The sequence below is a fragment of the Atlantibacter subterraneus genome (genome assembly GCF_007570865.1).
Lineage (GTDB): Bacteria > Pseudomonadota > Gammaproteobacteria > Enterobacterales > Enterobacteriaceae > Atlantibacter > Atlantibacter subterraneus.
The window spans coordinates 85,958-100,796 of sequence record NZ_VLPS01000002.1 but is presented as its reverse complement, the minus strand read 5'-3'; the positions used below and the strand labels follow the sequence as shown (position 1 = coordinate 100,796).

Sequence of the window (14,839 nt, the reverse complement as noted above, 5' to 3'; positions counted from 1 at the left end):
GATCTACTTCACTAAACGATCGTTACGCTTTCTTGCGGGATTTTTTACTTTGCTGATAAGCGTGACGGGTAGCGAATACGCTGTTGAGATGGTCATGCAGCGCCCGATCCGCCGCATCGGGATCGCGGTTGCGGATCGCCTCGACGATAACGATATGCTGCTGATAGCTCACGTTATTATGCTGGTAAAGCTCGTCATCCGGCACCGTGGGGCGCGCGGCGATCAGCCAGTCGAGCAGGGCGACGTGGATCGCCATAAAGATCGGGTTACCGGGGATTTCCGCCAGCACGCGGTGGAATTCAACGTCGGAACGGATAAACGCGGCGTTGTCATCCAGCGACTGGCTGTTAAGCTCCAGCGCCTTCGCCAGCCGTTCAACCTGCCGATCGGTTGCGTGCTCGGCGGCATGGCGTACCAGGCTGGATTCAAAAAACAGGCGCAACTGCTCAAAATGGCCGATGCCCTCGGGATGCGCCAGGAAATCTTTAGCCATGCCGGAGAGTTCGCTGATGATGGTATCCGCGGAGGGCCGCGACACGCGGGCGCGCTCGCCATTATTAATCTGCACCAGCCCTTTGCGCTTCAGCGCCGCCAGCGCTTCACGCACCGATGGGCGGCCAACGTTGAAGAAAGTCATTAACTCGCGTTCCGACGGGAGCTGCTCACCTTCGGAAAACTCGCGGCGGCGGATCATCTGCTCCAGCTCTTCTTCCACCATTTCAGACAGTTTCACACGCGCCAGCGGGCGACGGCGCAATGCATTGCCAATAGTTTGAGAAGTCTCTTTTGGGGATTGTTCGCCAGTATCTTTCATAAACGTCGTATTAATGAACAGTGACAGGGAGTTATGGATAAAAACGCATCATAGCACGGTTTTAAAAAGGTGGCGAAAGCGTCAGCGCCTGACGGTGCGCCAGATGGCCATGGCCGCCCTGACGCTACGCCGCGTAATTGTTATTATTGAGATAATAAAGGGACGGAAAAATCGGGTTGTAAATTTAACGATTAATTATTGTTATTATTTTAATAACGCACGGATAAAATAATTAAACTACGTTATTTACCAGTGGATATTCGTATTAATCCGATGGGTTATTCCCGGCCTGAAAATTATTGTAGTTTCACACCTGAACTATCAGGATAATTTTATAAAAGGTTAAACAATGAAAAAGTTAATAATGATGGCAGGTTGTATCGCTTTTGTAGGCTTAGTCGCGGGCTGCTCCAGCGCGGCGCAGCGCCAGTCGGATTGCGAGGCCAAAGGCATCAGCCGTGATACCTGCTACTTAGCAGAGCAGCAGCGTCAGGCCGCGATCCTCTCCGCTTCAGAAAAACAGGCCATGGAAAATGCGCAGCAGGCCGTGAAATAATTTCAAAATACTAAAAGCCACCCGGCGAATAACCGTGGCGGTTTTTTTACCCCCTTAACGTTTGCAGGGCATTTGCGGCATCGCGGTTAAAGCATCCGTTATTAATACTGTGTTATGCTTTAGCGGCTTATTAATATCACCGCCGGGAAACAAATGAGTTACGCCAAAAAAGGGATGCTGTATGTTCTGCTCGCCGCCATATTCTGGGGAAGTTCCGGCGTCGCCGCGCAGTACATTATGGAACAAAGCCAGATATCCGCACCGTTTTTGACTATGATCCGCCTGCTGTTTAGCGGATTCATTCTGTTGACGCTCTCTTTTATGCAGGGCGATAAAATCTTTGCGATGTTTAAGATCCGCCGTGACGCCATCAGCCTGGTTATTTTTTCCCTGTTCGGGGCGCTGCTGGTGCAGTTTACCTTTCTGGTCGCCATTGAAAAATCCAACGCCGCGACGGCCACGATTTTACAGTTTCTGTCGCCGACCATCATTGTGATGTGGTTTGCCGCTATCCTGAAAAAGCGCCCATCACGCTATGTCATCATGGCGGTGGCGACATCGCTTATCGGCACGTTTCTGCTGGTTACCCACGGCAACCCCACCTCGCTGTCGATATCCGGCGCCGCGCTGTTCTGGGGCATTGCCTCAGCGTTTGCCGCCGCGTTTTACACCACCTATCCCTCGAAGTTGATCGGCCAGTACGGCACGCTGCCGATTGTCGGCTGGAGTATGCTGATCGGCGGCGCGGCGCTGCTGCCGTTCTATTCCGGCCAGCACAGCGGGGTAACCATTAACAGCCACGTGCTGATGGCGTTTTTCTATCTGGTGGTGGTCGGCACCGCCCTCACCTTCAGTATTTACCTGAAAGGCGCGCAGATGATCGGCGGCCCGAAAGCCAGCATTCTGAGCTGCGCGGAACCGCTGAGCAGCGCGCTGCTGTCGCTGGCGCTGTTGGGGATCTCTTTTACCCTGCCGGACTGGCTGGGCACGCTGTTAATCCTCTCATCGGTGGCGCTGATTTCGCTGGACTCACGTCGCAAGGTGCGCCCGGCGTAAAAATTCAGCCCGCGTAATGCGGGCTGGTTTCTGTGGAATTACATTACGGCCTTCTGAACAGCGCCAGACTGCGCCCTTCCAGTTCAAAATCCTTCTCTTTGGTGATCACCAGGCCCGGTTCGACCGTCTCTGAGGTGCTCAGCTCCAGTACCCAGCCGCCTTCACCAAACTGCGGGATGCGGAACGGCACGTTGCCTTCGAACGGGTTAAACAGCATCAGAATATCGTGCCAGATGCCCTCTTCGGTCTGGAAGTCGGTGCGGCCAATGTACACGCCCAGGGTTGATCCTTCATCCCACTGCTCCGGCTGCTGCGGGCCGCCGCCGGCGTTGAACCATTCGATTACCATGCCATCGCGCCAGTTATCGCGGCGCAGCAGCGGCTGTTCAGCGCGCAGTTTAATGATATGGCGGGTAAACTCGCGCAGCGCTTCGCTGGACGCGGGCAGGTTGTCCCAGTGTACCCAGGAGATCTCGCTGTCCTGACAGTAGCCGTTATTGTTGCCCATCTGGCTGCGGCCAAATTCATCCCCCGCCAGCAGCATCGGCGTACCGTGGGAGAAGAACAGCGTGGCCAGGAAGTTACGTTTCTGGCGCTCGCGCACCGCGTTGATGCCTTCGTCGTCGGTCGGGCCTTCCGCGCCGTAGTTATACGAGCGGTTATCGTTGTGGCCGTCGTTATTATCTTCGCCGTTGGCCTCGTTGTGCTTCTCGTTGTACGACACCAGGTCGTTGAGGGTGAAGCCGTCATGGGCGGTGATAAAGTTGACGCTGGCCCACGGGCGGCGGCCACGCTGATCGTAGAGATCGCCAGATCCCAGCAGGCGGGCGGCGAAATCGGTTGAGACGTTATCGCCCTTCCAGTATTCGCGCACCGTATCGCGATATTTGTCGTTCCACTCCGCCCAGCCCGGCGGGAAGCCGCCCACCTGATAGCCGCCGGGGCCGATATCCCAGGGCTCGCCAATCAGCTTCAGGCGGGAGAGTTTCGGGTCCTGCATGATGGCGTCGAAGAAGCCGCCGCGCTGGTCAAAGCCTTCCGGCTCGCGGCCAAGAATGGTGCCCAGGTCGAAGCGAAAACCATCGATATGCATCGAATCTGCCCAGTAACGCAGAGAATCCATCACCATCTGCAACACCCGCGGATGGGAGGTATTAACCGTATTGCCGGTCCCGGTATCGTTAATGTAATAGCGGTGCTGGTCAGGCATGGTGCGGTAATAGGAGAAGTTGTCGATGCCCTTAAACGACAGGGTCGGACCCAGTTCGTTGCCCTCGGCGGTGTGGTTGTACACCACGTCGAGGAGCACTTCGATGCCTTCGTCGTGGAACGCGCGCACCATATCGCGAAAGCCCTGGATGCCGCGCGGCCCGAAGTAGCGCGAGGCGGGGGCAAAGAAGCCCAGCGAGTTATAGCCCCAGAAATTCTTCAGCCCGCGATCCAGCAGGTGCTGATCGTCCGGGAACCAGTGCACCGGCAGCAGCTCCACCGAGGTAATGCCAAGGCTCTTGATGTACTGAACGGTGGATTTATGGCTCATGCCGTCGTAGGTGCCGCGCATCTCTTCCGGCAGCGCGGAATTAAGCTGGGTAAACCCTTTGACGTGGGTTTCGTAGATCACGGTTTTCGGCCACGGAACGGTCGGGCGGTTCTGATCGTGCCAGTTAAACTCGTTAGGATCGATAACCCGACATTTCGGGGTAAACGGCGCGCTGTCGCGCTCGTCAAAGGTCAGATCCTTATCTTCGTGGTACAGATCGTAGGCAAAATGGGCTTCGTTCCACGCCAGATCGCCCACCAGATCCCGGGCGTAGGGGTCGAGCAGCAGTTTATTAGGATTGAAGCGGTGGCCATTCTCCGGATCGAAAGGGCCGTGGACGCGGAAACCGTACAGCGCGCCGGGTTTCAGGCCCGGCACGTAGCCGTGCCACACTTCATGAGTACATTCCGGCAGATCGCGCCGGGCAATTTCAACTTTACCGGTCGGATCGTAAAGACACAGTTCAATACGTTCCGCGTGGGCGGAAAAAATCGCAAAGTTCACGCCTTCGCCATCGTAGTTGGCACCGAGCTGGTGCGCGTGCCCCGCCAGGATTTCAAACGGTTTACCTTTAGACATGAATCCCTCTCTTGAAACCAGAAATTTCAGCAAATGCAGCGGATAACGGTTTAGCTATCAGTGGAGTTAACCCGTTGCAGCAACACGGATGAACAGGAATCGACTGAATTAAGGTCGATGCGATCCGTCAGTAAGATCTCTTTTCCGCTAAGAATGTCGCGGTAGCGGTGGTTAGCCAGCCGTTCCGGCAACGGGATTGCCGTCTCCGTCCAGAGCTCCGTATGGGGCAGCTCAAAGCCGCCGTGTAGCGCGCTAAACACCAGGCGCGGGGCGATGACGATCAGCGCATCGTCGTCCTGCACCCGGGCGAAAGTGATGACGTTATCCACCCGCTTGCCGGATGCCGACAGCGGCAGATAGTCGCCGCGGCGGAACAGCATCGGTTTTTGCTGACGCAATCGCAGCACGTGGGCAATGACCCGCTGCTTTACCTGGCCGCTGAGCCAGTTCTCTTCGGCGCTGAAGTTGGGGCGCTCGTCGTCCAGCATCCGTTGCAGGTTAGCGAAATCCGGGTCGCGGCGGTTATCCGGGTCAACCAGGCTGAAGTTCAGCGCCTCGCTGCCCTGATAGATATCCGGCACGCCCGGCGCGGTCAGTTTGATCACCGTCTGGGTCAGGCTGTTGACCAGGCCGGCGTGAATAAACGGCTGGAGCCCCGCGCAGAAATCCTGCAGGAAGGGCTGATTCGCCGGATCCAGCATATGCCGGGCGTAATCCAGCACCGCGTTTTCATAGGCTTCGTTGCTGTCCACCCAGTCGGTGCGCAGCTTGGCTTCACGTAGCGCCTTTTCGACAAACTCCAGAAAGCGCTGTTCCAGCGCCTTGATACCCGCTTCATCATCGGGTTGCAGCGTGGCGGGCCACACTCCCGCCAGCGCCTGATACAGCATCCAGGTGTCCACGCCGCGCGGCGCGGTGCCGTCGTTGAGAAACACCACTTTGGTCTGGTTCATCTGCCGCCAGCGGGCAAAGCACTCGTCCCACAGCTGCGGCGCTTCGGTGAGCGTGTACAGCCGGGCGCGAGCGTCTTCGCCGCGTTTGGTGTCGTGGGTCGAGGTGCTGGAAATCGCGTCCGGCTGGCGCTCCAGCCGGGTTTTCATCTCTTTGTGGAAGCGGTCGAGCGAAAACGCGCGCTGCACCGGCTCGGCACCGACTTCGTTGAGCGCCAGCCCCATGTTCTGGCGGAAGAACAGCGTGTCCTCCACCGATTTGGCCATCAGCGGGCCGGTCAGTTGCTGGAAGCGGGTGCGGAAGTGCCCGGCGGTATCCGCCGCGCCAGCGGACACTTCGCCATGCAGCACGCGGGTCAGGAAATCGAGCGCCGCCGGATCGGGCGCAAACTCGCTGGCCTTGACCTTATCGACGATTTTCGCCAGCAGCGCCTGCCCTTCCATCGGCATCCCCTGGAGCGTGCCGTAGGTGCGATACACCGGGAAGGCGATCAGCAGTTCACGCAGCGCCGCCCGAATGGTCGGCTCGTCGAGCGCCACGCCATCCGCTTCGGCAATGTTGACCGCCAGGTTGAGCAGCCGGGTGAACTCCCCTTCAAAATTGCGATCCACCATCAGCAGTTTGGCGGCGCGCAATTCAGCTTTGATATCCACCGGCTGGCCCACCACGCTGTGATAAACGTCGCGCAGCGCGTCGATCTGCTCATCATCCACCAGCACCTCGGAGAGTGATGAAATAAACTCGTAGCCGGTGGTGCCGGAAATCGGCCAGTCCTCAGGCAGATGCTCGCCCTTGCCGAGGATTTTTTCCACGGTGATGTAGCATTCCGGCCCGGCCTGCTGGCGCAGCTTTTCCACATAGGCTTTGGGATCGGCCAGCCCGTCGACGTGGTCGATGCGCAGCCCGTCCACCGCGCCGGAATGCACCAGTTCGAGGATCAGCCGGTGGGTGTCGTCAAACACCGCATCGTCCTCTACCCGCATCCCCACCAGCCCGGTGACTTCAAAGAAGCGGCGGAACGACAGCTCGCGCGGCGCGTCCCGCCACGACATCAGGCGGTACGGCTGGCGTTCGTGCAGCTCCGCGATGGCCGCCTTATCGGTCAGGCTCAGCACCGCTTGTTCGCGGCCCTGCCAGCTTTCCGGGGTCAGCGGGTAAAAGTTCTCGAAATAGGCCAGCGCGGGCTTGCCGGTTTGCGGATCGGCCTGGATGCTGATATCACCGCTTTCCAGCACCGCTTCAAAGCTGTCGCCGAGAAACGGCAGCGTCAGGCGGCGCGTCCAGTCGATATCAAAGTGCCGGGCGTAGCGGCTGTTTTCGCCATGCTCGATCACATCGCGCCACCAGGCGTTTTCCAGCGAGGTCGCCATATGGTTCGGCACGATATCCAGAATCAGCCCCAGCCCGGCCTCTTTGAGGGCTTTCGCCATCCGGTCGAAGCCTTCGCGCCCGCCGATGGACGGGTCGATTTCGTTAGCGTCGGTGACGTCATAGCCGTGGGTCGACCCGGATGTCGCAGTAAAAATCGGCGAGGCATACAGATGGCTGATTCCCAGCCGCTTAAGATAAGGAACCAGCGCAGCGGCGCGGTCGAAGGTCATGCCGTTGCGAAACTGAATACGATACGTCGCGGTGGGTATCATCAAATAGCCTCTCCTGAAGCAAGGCGGACAATAATGGAATTCTGCGGCAAATCATCTGCCGCGCTCGGCCAGGCGAAAATCGTCTCGCCGGGGAAATCCGGCAGCGGCTGCGCGGTTGCGCCGATATTGAGCGTCATCGACAGCGTGCCCTCCCGGAACGCCCAGCTTACGGCGACCAGGCCCGGCGCGGTTTTCACCACCTTGCCGGCACCCTGTGCGGTGGCCAGCAGCGGCACAATGTGCTGCTGGCGCAGTTGCAGCAGCTGGCGAGTCAGCGCCAGCCACTGTTTGCCCTGCTCGCTACTGCGGCGGTGCCAGTCCAGCTTCGAGCGTTCAAAGGTTTGCGCGGCGTTGGGATCGGGCACGTCTTCGCCATCGTGGCCGTGATGGCCTTTAAACTCTTTAGCCCGCCCTTCGCGCACCGCTTTGGCGAGGTCGCCATGGAAGTCAGTAAAAAACAGGAACGGGTTGGTTTCGCCATACTCCTCGCCCATAAACAGCAGCGGGATATGGGGAGAGAGCAGCAGCGTGGCGAGCAGTACTTTGGTGCGATCCGCGCCCGCCAGCTCGATTAACCGGTCGCCGTGCGCGCGGTTGCCGGTCTGATCGTGATTCTGGATAAAATCGACAAAGGCGATGGGCGGCTGGCCGGTGCTGTCCACACCGCGTGCTTTCCCCGCATGGGGCGAATATTCTCCCTGCCAGGCAAACCCTTCCGCCAGGCTGCGGGCAACGTGTTGTTCCGGCTGTTCAGCAAAATCTTCGTAATAGGCGTGGGTTTCGCCGGTAGCGAACACGTGAACGGCATTATGGAAATCATCGTTCCATTCTGCGGTAAACAGCGGCGCGGCACCCTGTTCAGTGCGTGGATGCAGGTCGATGATATTGCGGCTGTCTTCGGTCGTCAGGTGAATCGGCCGGTCGGTGATTTCCGCGCGGATGCGTTCGGCAATCTCGTTCAGGACGTGTTTTTCCGAGAGATCATGGATATGGTCGATGGCGTCAAAGCGCAGGCCGTCGAGGTGGTATTCCTTCAGCCAGTAAAGCGGCGCTTCGACAATATAGCGGCGCACCGCGTCCACATCATAGGCGATGCCTGGCCCCCAGGGGGTCATGCGCTCTTTATGGAAGAAGTCCGGGGCCAGCAGCGGCAGATAGTTGCCTTCCGGGCCGAAGTGGTTGAGCACAATATCCAGCACTACCGACAGGCCGTAGCCGTGAGCGGCATCGACAAAGGCTTTAAAATCATCCGGCGTTCCATAGGCGGAATGCGGCGCGTAAAGCAGTACGCCGTCGTAGCCCCAGCCGCGGTTGCCGCCGAACTGCGAGACGGGCAGCACTTCGATCATGGTGATGCCGAGTTCAGCGAGATACGGCAGCTTTTCAATCGCCGCGCGGTAGGTGCCTTCGGGGGTAAAGGTGCCAAAGTGCATCTCATAGACCACCGTCTCTTCCCACGGACGCCCCTGCCAGCCGGTGTTTTGCCAGGCGTACTGGTCAGGGTCGATGACCAGAGACGGCCCGTTGACATCGGCTTTTTGCGCACGCGACGCCGGATCGGGGACCGCCATGCCGTCAGCGAGCACAAACTGGTACTCCGCGCCGGGCGATACGCCGGTCGCCTCAAGTTCAAACCAGCCGTCATCGGCGGTCTTCATCGGCGTTTCTTCGCCATTGAGCCGCAAAATCATACTCTGTTGCCCGGGTGCCCACAGGCGAAAGCGCACTACGCCATCCGTTACAAACTCACTGCCCCAGCTTTTAACAAAAGTTTTGGATCCCATATCAATGCCTCGTTTAACCCAAAAGTGAGCAATGCACGCCATCGCGCGTTTGTCGCCGAGGCGAGCTCCAGTAGCTTAAACGCGAAAGTCAGACCTGAATGCCACCACGGGCTGGTCGTCTCCAGGTTGTCCTGAAGATGCCGGCACCGCAAAGAGAGGGGGATTGAAACGGTCTCCAGATACCGTGACACCAGGTTCCATACGAAAATCAATCATAGACTATGGGGTGAAAAGTGAAGGGAGACAGTCACAAAGCAGCGCAGGGGCAATACCGCTCAGAACGGCAGGGAAGCGTGAAAGATGAACGGGTTAATGCGCGGAATATATTTTGCTAAAAAAATGAAAGAGTTCCTTTCACGGGCGGCTTTTCCGTTTCGGCCAGCGTGAAATGCGGCGTTGCCGCCGCACTGTCGTTATTTACCCTTCCTGCGCCGCCAGCAGCACACTGTTCAACAGCACATTCGCGCCTTTTTCCGACCAGGATTGATAAATATTTTCTGCTTCGTTATGGCTGATGCCTTTTACGCAGGGAATAAAAATCATGCTCGCCGGGGCAATTTTGCTGATGTAGCAGGTATCGTGGCCCGCGCCGGATACCATGCGTTTGGTGCTGTAACCCAGCTCCCGGGCCGCCTGTTCGCTGCGGCTCAGGCAGCCTGCGTCAAAGGCGATGGGCGCGTAATCGAAAATCCGCTCTACGTTCGCCGTCACGCCGCGCGCCGCCAGGCTATCTGCCGCCTGGCGCAGTGCGGCTTCCATCGCGATCAGCGCCTCGGTTTGCGGATGACGAAATTCCACGCTGCATACCACGCGGGACGGCACCACGTTGCGCGAGTTCGGCGTAATGTGCGCCATGCCGATGGTGGCGCGTCCGTCTGGCGCATGCTGTATGCCGATCTCTTCAACCTTCAGCGCCAGGTCGGCAAACGCGGTGAGCGCGTCGCGGCGGCTGTGCATCGGCGTGGTTCCCGCGTGGGCGGCAAATCCGTCCAGAGTGAGGGTAAACCAGCGCTGGCCCATCGCCGCATGCACTAAACCGATATCAATGGCTTCCTCTTCCAGAATCGGCCCTTGCTCAATATGCAGTTCGTAACAGGCGTGAACCGGAAACGCGCGGGCGGGCGTCTCGCCTTGATAGCCGATAGCCTCCAGCGCCTCGCCCACGCTGACGCCTGCGCTATCGGTGCGCGAATACGCGTATTCCTGAGAAAACTGCCCGGACCAGACGCCGGAGGCCAGCATCGCAGGCGCAAAACGCGCGCCCTCTTCGTTGGTCCAGTTCACCAGTACGATATCGCGTTCGGTTTCGATGGCGCGATCGTTGAGCGTGCGCAGCGCTTCCAGCCCGGCCAGCACGCCGTAGATGCCGTCATAGCGCCCGCCCAGCGGCTGGGAATCGACGTGCGAGCCGGTCATTACCGGCGCAAGTTCAGGGTTTTTACCCGCGCGGCGGATAAACATATTGCCCATGCTGTCGACGTCGCAGCTGAACCCCTCTTCCCGCGCCCAGTCGCGTAGCAAATTGCGGGCCAGGCGATCGTCTTCGCTCAGCGCCAGACGGGTGACGCCGCCAGCAGGCGTGCCGCCGAGTTGCGCCATTGTCTCGAGGGTTGACCACAGACGCGCGGCGTTAACGGCGATCATGCCTTGTCCTTAGTGCTGCGGTAGCGGAAATCGCAGCACGAGCCGCCCTGCATAATGGTGGAGGTGCGGGTCAGCTCGACATCCGGCGCGTAGCCGACGATGAATTTCTCATCGCGAGCGCAGGAGAGCAGATGGCCGATCTCGCCAAGCCCCATCTCGTGGTACATCTCGGCATACCGGCAGCGGGTGACATTGTAGTTGTACTGCTGGTCGTTGGCGTCGATGACTTTAACGTCCAGGGCGTTATCTTTCTCCCACAGGTATTGCAGGGCGATAAAGCTCTTCACGTCCGCGCCGTTAGGTTCTTTAGCGGCAAACTCTTTCCCGGCGTTAATGGCGGCCTGCTCAATGGCTTCGCCAATTACCGCCTGGGCGCGGGCTTTCCCTATCTCGCGCACCAGGATTTCATAAATCGGCTTAATAATTTCTGCTTCAATTTTGCGGCGGGCGAGAATGCCCAGCTCATTATTATCACTCATCACATTGCCTCACTGCGTTACTTCGCGTTTGCGCCGCCCAGTACGGTTTGCGGCTGCCATTTGCCGTCGACCACTTTGTAAACGGTAAATGACGGGGATTTCAGGTTGCCCTGCGCGTCAAAGGCGATCTGGCCGGTGACGCCGGAATAGCTGATGGCGCGCAGCGCGGGCAGGTATTCCGCCGGATCCACGGAGTCGGCTTTCTGCATTGCGGCCACCAGTACGCGGGTCGCGTCATAGGCGAACGGCGCGTGCAGTTCGATATGGCTGTGCCAGCGCGACTGGTACGCCTGTTCGAAGGCTTTACCGCCCGGCATCTGGTCCACCGGCAGGCCCGGCTCCAGCGCCACCACGCCCTCGCCCTCTTTCTGGGCCAGTTGCAGGAAGGTCTGGCTGACGAAGCCGCCCGCGCCCATCAGCGTGGCGTTCATGCCCAATTGCCTGATACGGCGCGCCAGCGGTGCCGCCTGGCTGTCCACGCCGCCGAAGAAGATCAGATCAGCATTTTTGCTGCGGATGGCGGTCAACACGGCGCTGAAGTCCACGGTTTTGTCGTCAACGTACTGGCGGTCAACGATTTTCACGCCCTGGGCTTCCAGTGATTTGATGAACTCATCTGCCAGACCCTGGCCAAACGCGGTACGGTCGTCGATCACCGCGATGCGTTTCGCCTTCAGGGTTTCAACGGCGTATTTACCGGCGTACTGACCGCCGTCATCGTCGTGGCCCATCACGCGGAAGCTGGTGTCGAAACCCTGTTTGGTATAGGCGTGGCCGGTAGCGACCGGGGCCACCTGGGCGATGCCCGCATCGTGATACACGCGCGCCGCCGGAATGCTGGTACCGGTGTTCCAGTGGCCCACCACGCCCGCGACGCCGCTGTCCACCAGACGCTGCGCCACCGCGACGGCGGTACGCGGGTCGGACTGGTCGTCTTCGGATTGCAGTTTGAAGGTCACCGCTTTGCCGCCGATGGTCAGGTGCTGCTTGTTAACGTCATCGATCGCCAGCTGCGCGCCGTTTTCCAGATCCTTGCCGATACGGGCGGATGGACCAGTCAGCGGGCCTGCCAGGCCGATAACCACGGTTTCGCTATCGGCGGCCCACGCGCCGGTTGTGGCAAAACCGCTGAGCAGAATGGCGGCGCTGAGCGCACGGATTGTTGCTGTTTTCATTGTTTTTCCCTGATGTTGGTTGGTGTGTTAAACGGGCATATCGCCCAAATAAATCTGTGCAATCTGGTCATCGTCCAGCATGGCCTGCGAGTCGCCCTGGTGGACGATGCTGCCGCTGTCCATTACCCACGCGCGGTCGGTCACCTCCAGCGCCAGCCGGGCGTTTTGCTCAATCAGCAGCAGCGCCACGCCCTGATGGCGCAGCCCGGCGATCACCTCAAAAATGTTTTCAACCATCTTCGGGGCCAGGCCCATCGACGGCTCATCGAGGATCAGCAGGCGCGGGCGGCTGAGCAGCGCACGGTTGAGCGCCAGTAGCTGCTGTTCGCCGCCGGACAGCAGCCCGGCAAGCTGGTTCTGGCGTTCGCCGAGGCGCGGAAAGCGCTCGAATATCTGGTTCAATTCCTGCCTGACCGCTGCCGCGTCGCGGCGCAGCCAGGCCCCCATCTGGAGGTTTTCCAGCACCGTCATGCGGGCGAAAATGCCGCGCCCTTCCGGCACCATCACCAGCCCGTCGCGCAGCAGCGTTTCGGCTTTGCGCTTGCGCACCGGCTGGCCGTTAAAGGCAATCTCGCCGCCAAAGGTTTCCAGCCCGGTGATGGCGCGCACGGTGGAGCTTTTCCCCGCGCCGTTGGCACCAATCAGCGTGGCCTGCTCGCCCTCTTTCAGGCTGAATGAGACGTCGCGCACCGCCTGAATGCCGCCGTAATGCACGTCCAGGCGTTCAACGGTTAATAACTCAGACATGGGCGTTGCCTCCAAGCCATGCGGCGATCACCGCCGGGTCGCGGCGCACGGTATCCGGCGTGCCGCTGGCCAGGGTTTTGCCGTAATCCAGCACGGTAAGACGATTGCAGATGCCCATCACCAGCTTCACGTCATGTTCAATAATCAGCAGGGTTTTACCGTCGTCGCGGATGCGCATCAGCAGTTCGCCGAGGGCCGATTTTTCCACCGCGTTCATCCCTGCGGCGGGTTCATCCAGCGCCAGCAGCAGCGGATCGGTCGCCAGCGCGCGGGCGATTTCCAGCCGACGCTGGTGACCGTAGGCCAGGTCGCAGGCGCGATAGTGGGCGAATTTAGCGATGCCGGTATATTCCAGCCAGCGCCACGCCTGTTCGCGGGTATCGGCTTCTTCAGCGCGGGCGCGCTTATGGCGCGACAGCGCCGCCCATAAGCCGTTGCGGGTGCGCACATGGCGGCCCACCATTACGTTTTCCAGTACCGACATTTCGTTAAACAGCCGCACGTTCTGGAAGGTGCGGGCGATACCCGCCGCCGTGACCTTTTCGATGTGCTTTGGGGTATAGGGCTTATCGGCAATCAGAAACTCGCCGGAATCCGCCGGATACAGCCCGGTGATCAGGTTAAAGCAGGTAGTTTTGCCTGCCCCGTTCGGGCCAATCAGGCCGTAGATCTCTCCGGCGTTAATCGTCAGGGAGACGTTATCCACCGCCGTCAGGCCGCCAAAGCGTTTAGACATATTGCGCACGGTTAACAGGCTCATGCTTTTATCTCCTTGTGGCGCACCGGCCAGATGCCGGACGGACGCACCAGCATCACGCCCACCAGCGCCAGGCCGTAGAACAGCTGGCGCAGGATTTCCGGGTCGATCAGCACCGTGCCGAACAGCGCCTGCTGCACCGGTGCCGCCTGGCTGCGCAGGATTTCCGGCAGCGCGGTCAGCAGCACCGCGCCGAAGATCACGCCGGGGATATGGCCCATGCCGCCCAGCACCACCATCGCCAGTACCGCGATCGACTCCTGAAGGGTGAAAGATTCCGGGGAAACAAAACCCTGGAACGCGCCAAACAGCGCCCCCGCCACGCCGCCAAACGATGCGCCCATGGCGAAGGCCAGCAGCTTATAATTACGCACGTTGATGCCCATGGCGCGGGCCACATCCTCGTCTTCACGAATGGCGTGCCAGGCGCGGCCAATGCGCGAATGCTGGAGTCGCAGGCAGACGAAAATAATCGCCACAATCACCAGCATCAGCAGGTAGTACCACAGCCACAGCGCCGGAACCTTCACGCCAAACCAGTGGTAGACGCCGCTGAATTTCAGGCCGAACAGGTTCAGGGTATCGACGCCGGTAATGCCTTTTGCGCCGTTGGTGATGTTGACCGGGCGATCGAGGTTGCGCATCAGGATGCGGATGATTTCCCCAAAGCCGAGGGTGACAATCGCCAGATAGTCGCCGCGCAGTTTCAGGGTCGGTGCGCCAAGCAGAATGCCGCACACCGCCGCGACCAGCGCGGCAATCGGGATAATCAATAAGTACGAGGTGTGCAGCCCGTCCGGGAACCACGCCGCCAGCACCGGAAACACCTCCAGCAGATGCGGCGAGGCCAGCAGCGCCGCCAGATACGCGCCCACGGCGTAAAAGGCGATAAAGCCCATATCCAGCAGGCCGGTATAGCCGACCACGATATTCAGCCCGAGCGCCAGCATGATGTAGAGCAGCGCGAAGTCGATAACGCGCACCCAGTAGTTGCCGCCAAGCTGGCTGGCGACCACCGGGGCAATCAGCAGCGCGAGAATAAACAGCGTCATGCCGGACCAGAAACGGCGAGGAACGGCAGGTGCCTGAAGTTGTGCAGTTGTCATGTTTTCCC

Annotated in this window: 11 protein-coding genes and 1 pseudogene; 2 read left to right on the top strand and 10 right to left on the bottom strand. The window is 59.6% G+C overall.

Translation table 11 applies throughout. The features are described from left to right. Positions 1-22: 22 nt before the first annotated feature. Positions 23-814, bottom strand: a complete 792-nt coding sequence (gene nanR, locus FND52_RS05720; protein WP_144129986.1) for a transcriptional regulator NanR — start codon at positions 812-814, stop codon at positions 23-25. A gap of 349 nt (positions 815-1,163) precedes the next feature. Between nanR and FND52_RS05715 the strand changes: the two are divergent. Together FND52_RS05715 and FND52_RS05710 are read left to right on the top strand one after the other, a co-directional pair. Continuing rightward, positions 1,164-1,361: pseudogene (locus FND52_RS05715) on the top strand (hypothetical protein); the annotation flags it as partial. Positions 1,362-1,523: 162 nt separating this feature from the next. Further along, positions 1,524-2,426 (top strand): EamA family transporter, encoded by a 903-nt coding sequence (locus FND52_RS05710; RefSeq protein WP_144129982.1) that lies wholly within the window; start codon positions 1,524-1,526, stop codon positions 2,424-2,426. Positions 2,427-2,469: 43 nt separating this feature from the next. Here the strand turns inward: FND52_RS05710 and glgX are convergent, their stop codons facing one another. The 9 genes from glgX to FND52_RS05665 form a co-directional block, all read right to left on the bottom strand. Then, positions 2,470-4,545 carry a glycogen debranching protein GlgX gene (glgX, locus tag FND52_RS05705; protein WP_125295083.1) on the bottom strand — a complete coding sequence of 692 codons (2,076 nt, stop codon included), beginning with the start codon at positions 4,543-4,545 and terminating at the stop codon, positions 2,470-2,472. Between the two features lie 50 nt (positions 4,546-4,595). Beyond that, complete coding sequence (treY, locus tag FND52_RS05700) at positions 4,596-7,139, bottom strand: malto-oligosyltrehalose synthase (protein ID WP_144130021.1); 2,544 nt, start codon at positions 7,137-7,139, stop codon at positions 4,596-4,598. Continuing rightward, the gene (treZ, locus tag FND52_RS05695; protein ID WP_144129980.1) at positions 7,139-8,923 is read right to left on the bottom strand and encodes a malto-oligosyltrehalose trehalohydrolase; all 1,785 of its coding nucleotides are present in this window, start codon (positions 8,921-8,923) and stop codon (positions 7,139-7,141) included. Before treZ ends, treY begins: the two co-directional genes overlap by 1 nt. A 417-nt stretch (positions 8,924-9,340) precedes the next feature. Next, a complete protein-coding gene (locus FND52_RS05690) occupies positions 9,341-10,567 on the bottom strand; it encodes a Zn-dependent hydrolase (RefSeq protein ID WP_144129978.1) in 1,227 nt (408 codons plus the stop codon). After that, positions 10,564-11,046 (bottom strand): L-2-amino-thiazoline-4-carboxylic acid hydrolase, encoded by a 483-nt coding sequence (locus FND52_RS05685; protein WP_144129976.1) that lies wholly within the window; start codon positions 11,044-11,046, stop codon positions 10,564-10,566. Before FND52_RS05685 ends, FND52_RS05690 begins: the two co-directional genes overlap by 4 nt. Before the next feature lie 17 nt (positions 11,047-11,063). Then, a complete protein-coding gene (locus tag FND52_RS05680) occupies positions 11,064-12,221 on the bottom strand; it encodes a branched-chain amino acid ABC transporter substrate-binding protein (RefSeq protein ID WP_144129974.1) in 1,158 nt (385 codons plus the stop codon). A 27-nt stretch (positions 12,222-12,248) separates the two neighbouring features. Further along, positions 12,249-12,968 carry an ABC transporter ATP-binding protein gene (locus tag FND52_RS05675; protein WP_144129972.1) on the bottom strand — a complete coding sequence of 240 codons (720 nt, stop codon included), beginning with the start codon at positions 12,966-12,968 and terminating at the stop codon, positions 12,249-12,251. Then, positions 12,961-13,728 carry an ABC transporter ATP-binding protein gene (locus FND52_RS05670; RefSeq protein WP_144129970.1) on the bottom strand — a complete coding sequence of 256 codons (768 nt, stop codon included), beginning with the start codon at positions 13,726-13,728 and terminating at the stop codon, positions 12,961-12,963. The genes FND52_RS05675 and FND52_RS05670 overlap by 8 nt, the downstream gene beginning before the upstream one ends. Then, positions 13,725-14,831 carry a branched-chain amino acid ABC transporter permease gene (locus tag FND52_RS05665; RefSeq protein WP_144129968.1) on the bottom strand — a complete coding sequence of 369 codons (1,107 nt, stop codon included), beginning with the start codon at positions 14,829-14,831 and terminating at the stop codon, positions 13,725-13,727. The genes FND52_RS05670 and FND52_RS05665 overlap by 4 nt, the downstream gene beginning before the upstream one ends. Positions 14,832-14,839 lie beyond the last annotated feature (8 nt).